Annotated in this window: 9 protein-coding genes; 1 reads left to right on the forward strand and 8 read right to left on the reverse strand. The window is 59.0% G+C overall.

The window, feature by feature from the left end; translation table 11 throughout:
- Positions 1–507: 507 nt before the first annotated feature.
- From XH83_RS08000 to XH83_RS08010, 3 genes are all read right to left on the reverse strand, one after another.
- Positions 508–726, reverse strand: coding sequence for a hypothetical protein (locus XH83_RS08000; protein WP_194406474.1), 219 nt, complete (start codon positions 724–726; stop codon positions 508–510).
- Positions 727–1,514: 788 nt separating this feature from the next.
- The gene (locus XH83_RS08005; RefSeq protein ID WP_194406475.1) at positions 1,515–3,149 is read right to left on the reverse strand and encodes a calcium-binding protein; all 1,635 of its coding nucleotides are present in this window, start codon (positions 3,147–3,149) and stop codon (positions 1,515–1,517) included.
- 645 nt (positions 3,150–3,794) lie between these two features.
- Positions 3,795–4,001, reverse strand: coding sequence for a cold-shock protein (locus tag XH83_RS08010; RefSeq protein WP_194406476.1), 207 nt, complete (start codon positions 3,999–4,001; stop codon positions 3,795–3,797).
- 388 nt (positions 4,002–4,389) lie between these two features.
- On the opposite strand from XH83_RS08010, the gene XH83_RS08015 reads away from it, so the two are divergent.
- Positions 4,390–4,635 (forward strand): hypothetical protein, encoded by a 246-nt coding sequence (locus XH83_RS08015; RefSeq protein WP_194406477.1) that lies wholly within the window; start codon positions 4,390–4,392, stop codon positions 4,633–4,635.
- A gap of 610 nt (positions 4,636–5,245) precedes the next feature.
- Here the strand turns inward: XH83_RS08015 and XH83_RS08020 are convergent.
- From XH83_RS08020 to XH83_RS08040, 5 genes are all read right to left on the reverse strand, one after another.
- Entirely contained in the window at positions 5,246–5,860 is a 615-nt protein-coding gene (locus tag XH83_RS08020; protein ID WP_194406478.1) for a hypothetical protein, read from the reverse strand.
- Between the two features lie 27 nt (positions 5,861–5,887).
- Complete coding sequence (locus tag XH83_RS39680; RefSeq protein ID WP_246776433.1) at positions 5,888–6,235, reverse strand: hypothetical protein; 348 nt, start codon at positions 6,233–6,235, stop codon at positions 5,888–5,890.
- A gap of 278 nt (positions 6,236–6,513) precedes the next feature.
- On the reverse strand, positions 6,514–7,554 hold the full coding sequence (locus tag XH83_RS08030) for a TAXI family TRAP transporter solute-binding subunit (protein WP_194406480.1): 1,041 nt from the start codon (positions 7,552–7,554) through the stop codon (positions 6,514–6,516).
- A gap of 39 nt (positions 7,555–7,593) precedes the next feature.
- The gene (locus XH83_RS08035; RefSeq protein ID WP_194406481.1) at positions 7,594–8,988 is read right to left on the reverse strand and encodes a hypothetical protein; all 1,395 of its coding nucleotides are present in this window, start codon (positions 8,986–8,988) and stop codon (positions 7,594–7,596) included.
- Positions 8,989–10,058: 1,070 nt separating this feature from the next.
- Complete coding sequence (locus XH83_RS08040) at positions 10,059–11,159, reverse strand: helix-turn-helix transcriptional regulator (protein WP_194406482.1); 1,101 nt, start codon at positions 11,157–11,159, stop codon at positions 10,059–10,061.
- Positions 11,160–11,439: the final 280 nt, after the last annotated feature.

Genomic DNA, 11,439 nt, shown 5'->3' on the forward strand with positions numbered 1-11,439 from the left:
TTACGAGAGCACAAGCAGGTGACGAGACGAACACTTGCCAGTTGCCTGCTAACGCTGCGCGGAAATTTCCCTGTTTCGAGATCGCATGCTTTGATTGCAGCAGGCTTCAATTTTCAGGACAGTCACGCGGAGCCCGTTCGTAGATCGCCGGAAGGGCGACGATGGCCACTCTGGCTGTGACACTATGGCCGGCCTGGTCTCCACAGGCGATAAGGTGATGACGCAGGATTTGGTTGGTTAGGCCACCAACGAAAATGCCGAATGAACAGCCGCTCTGTTGCTCAAGCTGCATTGCGTAAGCGGACCAGCGAAGTTTGCTCCCTTCAGGGCAGAGGCACACTGCCGTCAAGGCATCACTACAAAAGCCCCAGCTCCAGGGCGGCCTGGAGCTGGGGCCTGATCCAGCTGGCCGGGGGGCCAAGGCAGCTTGATCAGACTTCGCCGAAGAGCATGCGAACCTAGCCCATCGGCCAATCGGTCCACGCCCGCGGTCGAACTAGTAGAACCTCAACGGCCCCTGTCGTCCTTGCCGTTAGGGCTGCCATCTCCGCCACCATTGCCCCAACCATTGTTGCCGCGGTGGTGCACCAAGCCGCCGCCGGAATGGGCGATGGCTGTGCTGGTCAGAGAGGTCGAAAGCAAGGCTGTGATCGCGGGTGGCGTCACCACCGCGAACTTTCCGCAGGTCTTCAGAAACTCGCGACGGTCGTCATCTTCCTCGGGCATGATGTCCTCCGCGCCGGCTGAAGGATTAAAGCGCCTAAATAGAATTAAATCAAATTAAATAAGTTCACTGATGGTGTGATCACGAGAATGCGACCCGAGGCAAGTTAGGTGTCGCCTTCAGTTGGTATTCATTGGTTGGGGGACCTCCCGCGCCGCCTTCCGGGCACGTGAGTGACGATTTGTCCTTTGAGGCGTTGGCTGTACCGCTTGGTTGGCTCGACTGCCCTTCGAAACGCAGAAGCAGGCTGTGATTCGCTGCGGATGCGGCGGCATGAAAGCGATCGTGTTGCGAAAGCTCGGCTCGCGTACTGGAAAACCGTTTGAACGCATCTCCGACTGCGCAACTCGCCAACCTTCAGCCTGCGGCAGACGGAGCGCTGATCTCTTACGAGCTGCCGGTTCAATCCGATCATCGGGTAGGCGGGATATGCGGCAGCTTCCTGTTGCCAAGTACCGGCTCGCCTGGTGCTAGGTCCAGTGGCGGATGTGGCCTTGCGAGGCCCGTCGTACCGGGCCGCGTTTCGTTGCTCGCCGTCCTTGTGTCGACCCCATCGAGTGTCGTGACGAGCGCCGCGAGGATCGCAACGATTACCGCACTAGCGAAAAGTACGACTGAGGTGCGGTGGCTATTCCACTCTTTACTCACGAGGGGCCTCCACAGCTTCCGAAGTGTAATACGGCCCGGATAGTTCCCCCGCGCGTCCGGGGCAGCCGAAGACTACTCGATGACCTCGTCGCCCTGAGCACGAGGTTATTTGTCGCGTGCGCGGGTGGCCGTGAGCGTCGGCTCAGACCAACAAACCCTCCTGATGGGGCGTGAAGATAAAATCCTGAGGGCTGAGGGCTTCCTCGCTATGCACCACCACGTCGTTTCCCAGACCAAACGTGATCGTGCTCTCGTGTGTTACAGGATCAAATAGCGAGATACTCAGATCACCGAAGGTCGCTATGTGAAGCGCGGAGACATCGATGTGATCGGCTCCCAAATTCGAGAGGCTCTGCCCGAAATCCTCGACCTTATCGTGGCCGTTGTCGAAATTGAACACAAACGTGTCGTTGCCACCTTTGGCCAAGCCAAGCATCACCTGGGCATCGCCCCAGATATCATCATTTCCGGTGCCGCTTACTAGTTTATCGTCGCCGCCGCATGCGTGGTCGGACATGGATCGGGCATCGCCGACGAGAATGGTCTCGTAGCTGCCCGCCGGATGCGGATTCGGATCATCGCCACCAACCAGCGTGTCATTACCGCCGTCGGCGTGGCCGGACATGACCGACGCATCCCCATACGCCTGATTGACCAGCCCGGGGAATACGTTGCCACCGATATAGATGTCGTCGCCGCCAACAGCTCGATCACCCATATTGCCGCCGGCATCGCCATAAAAGATATCTTGGTCTTGGGTGTTTGAGGCCTGGAAAATGTCGTCGCCGCCGTGGGCACGGTCGGACATATCGCCTGCGGCGTCGCCATAGAATGTACTTCCCCCTAGGCCGGTCTTGTTGAAGGTGTCATCCCCGCCTCGGGCGGAACCGGACATGTTCCCGCCAGCGTCGCCGGCGAAGACATTTCGATCGGTCAGGGTTACATCGCTTGAGTCATTGAAGGTGTCATTCCCACCGGCGGCGAAGGCGGACATGTTTCCACCGGCATCGCCAAAGACAAAATTGAACGGATTGGCTCCGCTCACGGCGAAGCTATCGTTGCCGCCAGCCGCATGACCAGCCATGTCGCCGCCGGCATCGCCATAGAGACAACTGTTGTACTCAGATCCGCTCACAGTGAAGCTGTCATCACCGCCACGGCTAAGCCCGAGCAAGCTACCGCCCGTGTCGCCAAAGAACACTACATTACTGTCCGGTCCGACGTGGCCAACGAACGTGTCGTTGCCCCCCGCCGCCCAATTGATTAAGTTGCCGCCAGCGTCTCCGTATACGGTGACGGTCTGATGCCCACCACCGGAAACGCTAAAATGGTCGTCGCCACCACGGGCGTGACCGGACAAGATTCCGCCGGCATCGCCGTAGGCATTCACCTTCACCCCGGGTGTAAAGGTCGGGGGCAGTTCGAGATTAAGGGTGTCATCGCCGGCAATAGCCCAAGCCGAGATATCACCGCCAGCATCGCCGTACATATTCAGGATGAAAGCCTCACCAATGGTGACAACAGACGCGAGCACCTGCGCTGACAACGTATCGTCGCCGCCCCGTGCATGATCGGAAATATTACCGCCTGCGTCGCCGAACAGACTTCCTGCGCCGGAAGTTACCAATGTGTCGTTACCGCCAATTGCGTGGTCGAGTAAGTTCAAACCCGCGTCCCCGAATAATAGGTTCATCGGTTCAGAACCAATCAGAGTTTGGCTTCCGCCATGCTGTCGTCCCGTGAGCGACCCAGTCGTATCGCCGAATAGAACCGCCATGGGCCCCTCCGTTTATTATGCTTCACGTGAAGATGCGCGGTGAACATCTACAACGCTTCGTTGCCATATATAAATCACGTTTTAAATCAAGGGAATTAATATTTTAAATCGATGTTCTGAGGAGTTTAGCGATGAGCCTGCTAATCTGACGATGCGGCCTGAACGGCCGCAGCACTTCTCAGCTCTGCCGCGGCCTAAGGAGGATTCTCGTCCCCGTCCCATCTCAGCCCAGCGTCGTGCGTAACGCAGAGAATCGCAACCGTCCCGCGGCTAGCCCGCGATTGCTCGTCACAGTTCGATGGTCGTAGCGTCTCAGAGCTAAGGAGGGAGCGATGCGCCTTGTTTTGCCCTATGTGGGAATCGGCATCTGCTTTTGTGTCGTCCTCTGGTTTGCATCGAGGCTTGTCCTCTAGGGCGGCATTTTGCCCGTTGGAGCGCCTCAGCACACCTGTTTGCCACCGATTTGAGAGCCGAATCCGTTGCTGCTACGGCCAATCTTTAAGGAAAGGAGACGTGAAGGACGCCGCGCGAGACACTGCCGACGCGCTCGCGAGAATAAGTAGAGGAAGAGACCACTGAAACTAGCCGCCTAAGGGCGGCTTCTTTCGTTCTGCTAGGCACAGGCCGGGCTTTGCATGTAGCGTTTCAATCAACGCGCAGATCCTCGGCAGCCATTTTCCCGGATCGACCCGTTCTAAGCTCGTAGCTGACACGCGCTCCTTCGCGCAATACATCATGACCGGCCTTTTGCACCGCGCTAATATGCACAAATACATCCGGCCCGCCAGCGTCAGGCTGGATGAAACCGTAACCCTTCGTCACGTTGAACCACTTAACCGTCCCCATCGCCATGGTAAGACGCTCCAAATGGTTGAAAGAAATCCGACTGGCGTTAGTTGAAGCTCGCTTCGGACAGACACAATTTCGCGCCTTTCGCGCTCAAGCGCGCTGAGCACAATCACAACCGTCTATTCTCCCCAATGTACACGCTCGCACCCGCAAGAGTGGTACTGAACTTGAGAGGCCTTCAAAGCTTTTGACCTAGAATAGACATAGGACTTCGAAGATAATTTGCGGACCGTGCCTCAGCTGCCCGTGCATTGACGGACGCGATGGCAATTTAAACTAGCTTTTTCCCGAATGAGGAATTAAAATGATTATGTCGTAATCATATTTCGTTTTGAGAAGATTGAAATGGGAAACCTGTGTTTTCCCGTGATGCCGTGACGAGCTGGATTTGATGTCCGTTTACGACCCCCTGCGGAAGGAGCTGCAGCGCCGCAAGGCAGAAACGATCCGCCTCAGCTTCTCGGAAATCGAAGACATTCTTCGTCGACCATTGCCGCCGTCAGCCTCCAGGTTCAGCGCGTGGTGGGGAAATCAGACATCGCGCAAAGGTCACACGCAGTCTATGGCCTGGCTGCTCGCAGGCTTTGAGGCCAGAGTTTCGCTGAAGCAGCGGGTAGCCGAGTTTCGCCGACTATGAAGGCATTTGCGTCGCTTAACGGAGTGACCGCGATGACCCGGCATCCAAACGAAGCCTGGATGGTGGAGAATATACCATCTGTGCCGTTATTGCATCGTTCGCTTTCTTTTGCCAAGGCGGAGCCGCTGGAGGAACAAGGCGGGCTTTCTTAGCTTGAGAGTCGCCAGCTTACCGCGGAGCTGGCAGAGCGGCCCCGGCCACCTCAACAGCCGCCCCAAAGCCGGGGCCGCCTCTTAGGTGTTAGTATTGGAGTAGGTCGTCTCCACGATCGGCGCATCGTGCTGCACAATCGTGCCGCACAAACGTAAAAGGCTGCTGCGCTTGGTGAGGGTCGGCGGACGTCCAAGAACGTTTTGCACTTCGAAAGTACGAGCATGACGTGGAGATCGGCGCTTTCAGTCCCCCGTTTTGGACCGTGGCGACCTGCGCATGGACCGCCATTATCGTAAGTCGGGCTTTGGATGGCTTGCTCAGTCCGGCGCCGCGATAGGCCCCTAGTGTGTCAAGCTTGCTACTCCAATAACGGCTCTTGGGGGCGACCGCACGAATGTCATCGGTAATTCGCGCCGCGCCGAGCTACGGTCCATTGATGATCTAGCCGCCCACGAAGTCAGGGTTTTACGTAACTCCAGCCCTGCTCTTGCAGCTCCATAACGCGGACGACGCCGGATTCAACAACCGTGGCCTGCGGAATCAACTTAATGTCCTTGCTTTCCGCCTTACGCATGTTTTCCTGGGTGTTCGCGCAGGCCCTGAAAGATATTTCCGGATGGCTCATCGCGAGCACCTCGATGCGAGGCTTTACCGGCGAGGTGTCGTCGCGCAACATGTGAAGGCCAGGGCCGAAGGTGACAACCTCGATGGACACGGGCTCGCCCCGATCGTTGTAATATTGCGCGACGTTGGTCGCATTGTTGAGCACCAGATTCATCATGGCAGGCTCATTGGAGTTCACCTGTAGGATCAGCCTATGCGACTTCGCGGCGGAGGCGGCTTTTGTCGCCTGAGCCAGCATCGGCTCAGCCCGAGCGGCGGGGTGCCTTGTTTGGTGCTGGCCCTGCTTTCTCGCCGGCTTCAATCTGCTCTGCGTCTGAGAATTTGCTGAGCTATCATTCGCTTGTGAGATCACATGGTTGTCTATCTCGGCACGGACGTTCGCGCTAACCAGGGCTATCATCGCCAGGCCGCTGATGATGGCTGCCATTGCCGACTTCAATTTGCTCATCTTGTTCCTTGCCCGTTTCTATGACCATCACCCTCCTGGTCTGGCGACGCTATGTGGCCATTTGCATGCCGCCGCCAGTTTCTCGCGCACGTGCCCGAATCCATCGAGCTGGAAATGTCCTTCCTGTACCGCGCCGATGCGAGGCGAAAGACGCACAACAATATTGCCGTCGTCCGGTAGTGCCTTCAGCCATTGAATGGCATCGCCGCCGAAAGAGACGCCGGACCCGAACGACGGCGAGGCGGCCGCGAGTTGAACTGGCGGATCCGCGTTGACTTGATACGAAATTACATATTCCTTGGCGCTGCGTGAGAGCAAAGCTCCTGCGACCGTAACTTCTGTGCGACCGGCTCGGCAGTGAATCGAGAGTTGCATGGCGGCGCCATCGGCAGCGCTGACCGAGGAGGTGGTAGCGGCGACGACTGGGGAATAGTCGATCGGTGACGTAGTCTCGCTCACAAGCCATCGGTTGTCTGATGCTTGTCGGCCGAGCGATGGAGCCTCGCGTGGCGAATTATGCAGGCAGTCTCGCCGCCCTGACCCCTCCGCCACCGAACACGCTCGAGCTATCCCCATGGGGTCCTTCGCACTTTGCGCGTGCGCGATTTGGCAGGCGAAGCTGACGGCTACGACCAGAGGAGCGGCCGCATGATTCATGGTGACTCTGCTCTCCGCGAGTTGCGATCTAGCCATTCCTGGGCGGCGTGAAAACGGGTGAGACCAGGAACGGTGGCTGCTAGATTGATCGACCTCCACTTCGCGTCAAAGCCCGGCGCCTGAAGCCGATCAATACGCGAGAACAGATACTCGACGAGGCGAGCCACGCGTTGATAGCGGTTTGAGCGTGGCGGCCAATTGAAAGCAACCAACGCTGTCGAAACCGCGATCGTTGAAACTCGCTCACCCGGCTTGATGAGGTTTGGGTACTCATTTGGCTCCAATGTCGCCGGTAGGTAATAGTCCTCGAATCTACTGTCATAGTGAACCGGAAGAAATTTGAAGCCCGCCTCCCAGCGACCGCGGACGAAGGCGTCGACCGGCTTTGACGTAATGAATACGACGGCCGATATCTCCCCTTTGCGCATCTGTTCCAAGGCAACCTGATGCGGAATAAATGTCTTGTCGGCCTCGATGCCGAGGCGGCTGAAGATCAGCGGTCCGGAGTAGGCGGCTGCGGTGCCCAAGGTGTTGAAGTTGACTCTCTTACCGGCAAGATCTTGCAGATTTGTGATCTCCGGCCGCACGAAAACATGCAGCTCGGACGGGAAGAGGTTGAGCAGATATGTGATGCGGCTTCGGACCTGAGGTGCCTGAATTTTGTATTCCTCGAACGCGTCGGAATTGATGATCGCCGTGTCGACGCCGCGCAAATAGAGCAACGCGTTCAAATTGTCGGTGGCCCCGCGCGTGACAATCGGTAGGAGATGCAGATCTGCGCCGTCATCGACGACGCGTGCCATTTCCGAGGCGAGACGGATCGGTGCGCCTTCAAGCAGGCCGCCGGCGAGCCCGACGGTCCAGGCATTGACGCGGTCCTTCTCACTCTCCTGAGGGAGCGACCGTCGGATCACCTGGACATCAGCTTTGGTGCTCTTCGCGCTTTGGGCCTCAAGGCAGGCCGTCTGCAGCATCATCGCGACTGGCATGAATCCAGCGAGCAGCAGCAACGAGTGTGACCTTGGCACCTTCTTCATGTCGATCCCTTCTCGAGCAGGACTGCGACGAGTCCCTTTTCAGCGAGGCAGTGCATCAAGCCGTTCCTGGGCGCCGCGAATGCCGCCCTTTTGAGCCTTGGCATACAGCTCGCGCGCCCTCGCCACTTCACTGCGCGTTCCGTAGGTTCCTAAGGCGGACAGCACGGCCGGATCGTAGGTCTCGGCGAGCATGAAACTTGCCTGCGGGACGTCCTTCTCAGCCGCGAGCTCAAGCACAATCCGCGCTGCTCCAATATCCCCCTGATCGAGCAAGGCCCTGGCCCGCGGAATGAGTCGAGTCTCTGCCTCGCTTTGACGTGCGGCTACGGGTCCTTCCGCTACCATCGTCCCCCCGTTCTGCGTCGTTGGCGGGACCAAGCGTTCAGTGGCCGGAGCGGTCGAAACGTCCTCAGTGAGGCTTGAGGACGCTTTACGGTCTCCTGCCTGAGCCTCCGTCCCGCTCCGCTGCTGTCGCAGCGCCTGTCGCAGTTCGGCTATTTCTCGGCTCGCCGCCTGTTTTTGCTGCGCGATCGCATCATTCGCATCGCGCAATTGAATGTTCCGGGCTTCGATCTCACGCCGCGCTTCCGCAAGTTCCGAGGCCAACGCGGCCGCATGCGCTCGGGTATCTTGTACCGCACGACTTTGTTGTTCGGCATTCGCCGTTTCAGCCCGCGCAGCTTTGGCCTCTGCGACGAGCTCGGCGTTCTTGTCTCGCTCCTCTTGGAGAGACTGCTGCAATTCCGCGATTTCGTGAGCCATTGCCTTCCTCTGCTGCTCGGCGACATCGGCGGCATTGCGCGAGTCTTCGTCACGGGTCTCGAGCTCGCGGCGAGATCTGGCAAGTTCTACCGTGAGCGCGTCCTTGCCTGCTTGCTCCTGTCGAAGCGACTGCCGCAGCCGTTCCGCGGCCGCTTCTGCCGCCTGCGCGCGCGGGACCGTGATATCGAACTCGTTCCGGGCGCCAGCCAACCCGCTGGCGAGTGCTTGCTCTTCATCGAATTGCTGCCGCCCAAAGCCTGGCGGCACCGCCAACATCGACGCTGCGGTCGTTTCCTGCTGAAGTGCCGCTTGAGAGCCGGTTTCGATCTCGGCTTGTCGATGGAGGCCAAAAATAGTTCTGCCATCGCTCCAGACCGCGTCTTGACCCGCTCCCGAACTAAATGGGTCGAACGCGGCGAGCAGGACTGCTCCAAGGAAAATTGCAGGGATCAGGATGAGGGCGGCTGCGGCCGAGCTGCCTGATGGTTCGTCGTCCGGATCGCCATACTCGGCTGCTGGATACCAATGAGTCGGAGCAATATCGATTGGCGTGCCGTCTTTCCAAACCCATCCGTCCATGTCTGACGACCACCGGACGGCCTCAACAGCCCCCGCCGCACCTTCAACCCAGATGAATTCACCATCCCTTGGCGCAGTATCGATTGGGCGCATAGTCACGCCTCTTTCGAAGAGTTAGGCAGTCAAAATAAAAATTAAATAACAAATAATATATAAATTTAACTTCAGGCAGAGTCAAATTAATCTACAGCGAGAGCGGCTCCTACGGTTGCGTCGCTTTCCGAAGGGTCGTGTTTCGCCCTGCTCGATCTGACGTTTCGAATGAGTCCGAGCGTTGCGGGGATCGGGCGTAAGGTCGTTGGCCAGGCGGTAAGCGATGGAGAGCTGCGATAGCGCAGCCGGTCAACTGTCTGGTCTCATGCCGTTCACCTTGCGGACCGAAAGTCAGGAAAAAGACACCGCAAACGGCTTCTGCACAGCTGCGAAGCTCTGCATGGCAGCCGTTGCCGACTACGAGCGGCCGGTGGGAAGAGCCCTCACTCAATCTGTCGCCTGTTCTTTGCTGGCTCCGTGCAGGTATGGGGCAAGCAATTTCCCTGTTCGCTGCCTGTTTTTTGCACGATCAGGAAAGTGTCCTTCTCGATGCATGACCCGCGGCAAACAGGGCTCTATTTTCATTGGCAGCTTCCAGAACCGGCAAGCCATGCCTGTTCTTCGGCACGATCTTCGAAAATTCCCTGCGGCCAGCGATGGACGCCTCGCCTCCTTGGGGGGCATGTTTTCTCCCGACATAGCCCATTTGGGGGAGGCGCACCCGAAGCGGGTGGCCTATCGCCTTACGCGACGGTCCGTTTCTCGGCAGCGTTTTTGCGTTGGTTTGGGATGCGTGCGGGCCGGTCGTCAAGTCGCGAAGCGACGTCAAACCGTTGGGAGACAATCTGGTGGATCTCGATGACTTTTCGTTCTTCGAGCTCGAGATGCGCAAGCGGTCACGGGGCTGGGCGTGGCGTATTGGCTCACGCGACGGAAAGGCCATCATGCGAGGACGAGCGAGGAAACGCGTGGTGGCGAGATATCAGGCGACAAGCGCGTTGTTTCTCTTGCTGATGAACGTGTCCGTGGCGGCTCGGAGCCGGAAGTGAGGGGGGCGCGCGCATAAGGCGCTGAAGTGCTGCTTCGTGCTCGGAGGAAATTTGGGGGTGCCGATGGACACAAGCCGGATGTCACCCCAACTGCGAAACCAGCGTGACCAGCTCCGACTGGCGGTGGATACCTGTTTTCGAGAAGATCGACTTCAGGTGGTTGCGGGCGGTTTCGCGCGAGATGCGCAGATGGTCGGCGGCGTCGGCGATCGATGTGCCGGTCGCGAGCAGGGCAGCCAGTCGGGATTCCGCCGGGGTGAGATCGAAGGCCTGGCCGATCAGCGCGGGGTCCGGCGCAGGGCGCGGGGAGAGATTGGACAGGATGAGCAGGGCGCGCGCTCCGAGGAAAACGGAGCGCGCCGCGCCGTCCACTGGCAGGAGCCGTAACACGACCGGTGGCTTGGTCGTCCGGCGGACAAGGATTGGCGAGGCGGCGATGGCGGCGGCATCCGGCGTTGATCGGATCATGCTGACCAGCTGATCGAATCGCGTCATCGCATGCTTGTCGCGAAGAAGGAGGCGCCGCCCCCTGATGCGGATCTCGGCGTCGAAGCCGTGATCGGCCATCTGGTTCGTGCGCAGAACCATGCCTTCCCGATTGAGGACCAGGGCGGGTTGTCGAACCCGGTCCAGGACGTCGGTCATCGAGCTCAACGCGGCTCGTCCAACCGCCGTCGCGAGCGTGGCGGTCTCGGTCAGGCGCGGCGCCAATTGGGCAAGCAGTTGCTTGTCGCGCGCTTCGAACGTGCCTTCGCGGCCGGTCCGTTGGAGCGTCAATGCCCACGCCGCGCTGTCGGCCCAGAAGCCGATGCCGGCAAACCACCGGTATCCGAACGGGAACAGTACCTCGTTGTACATGGGATCGGCACGAATCTGCTCAGGCGTCATCACATCGAAGTCGGTCACGACCTCGCCCGCCATCATGCGGGGAAAGCCCCTGGCGCGCGGGTCTCTCAAATGCCAGTTGTTCCTGAAGTAGAGATCGGTGGCTTCGGCAATCGAATCCGTGCGGGGAACGTCCGGGGTTCTGATATCGCTCTGAAGAAGCAGGGCCGCCGACGCTCCGACGGCCTTGCAGATGTCATCCATGATGCCGCGCCAGGCTTCCGGATTCACGGCAGCCTCGCCAAGTCGATTGAGGACCTTCGACAGCTCCTCATTGTCGATTCCATTGGTCTTCACGAGCGGTCCCCCCTCCGCTGAGCCCCGGGGCATTCGCTGCGAGCCGGCGCGCATCCTTTCTTGCTGCATTCCGTGCAGACACCCCGCGTCATGCTTCGTGAGGAGGCGGCCCGACGCAAGCCCCTTTGCTTGTTTTTCCTGAAAACGGCGTCCGACCAAAGTCTAGCGGATAATGTCTGCCGAGGCGCTGTCCCCCTGCACCGGGATGACCCATTCGGGTCATGCGCCAAGACGTGCGGGGGTATTCCATGGAGCAGGAAAGCTTTCGTCCCGGGAATTG

Origin of the sequence: Bradyrhizobium sp. CCBAU 53351, assembly GCF_015291745.1 — a bacterium.
Lineage (GTDB): Bacteria > Pseudomonadota > Alphaproteobacteria > Rhizobiales > Xanthobacteraceae > Bradyrhizobium.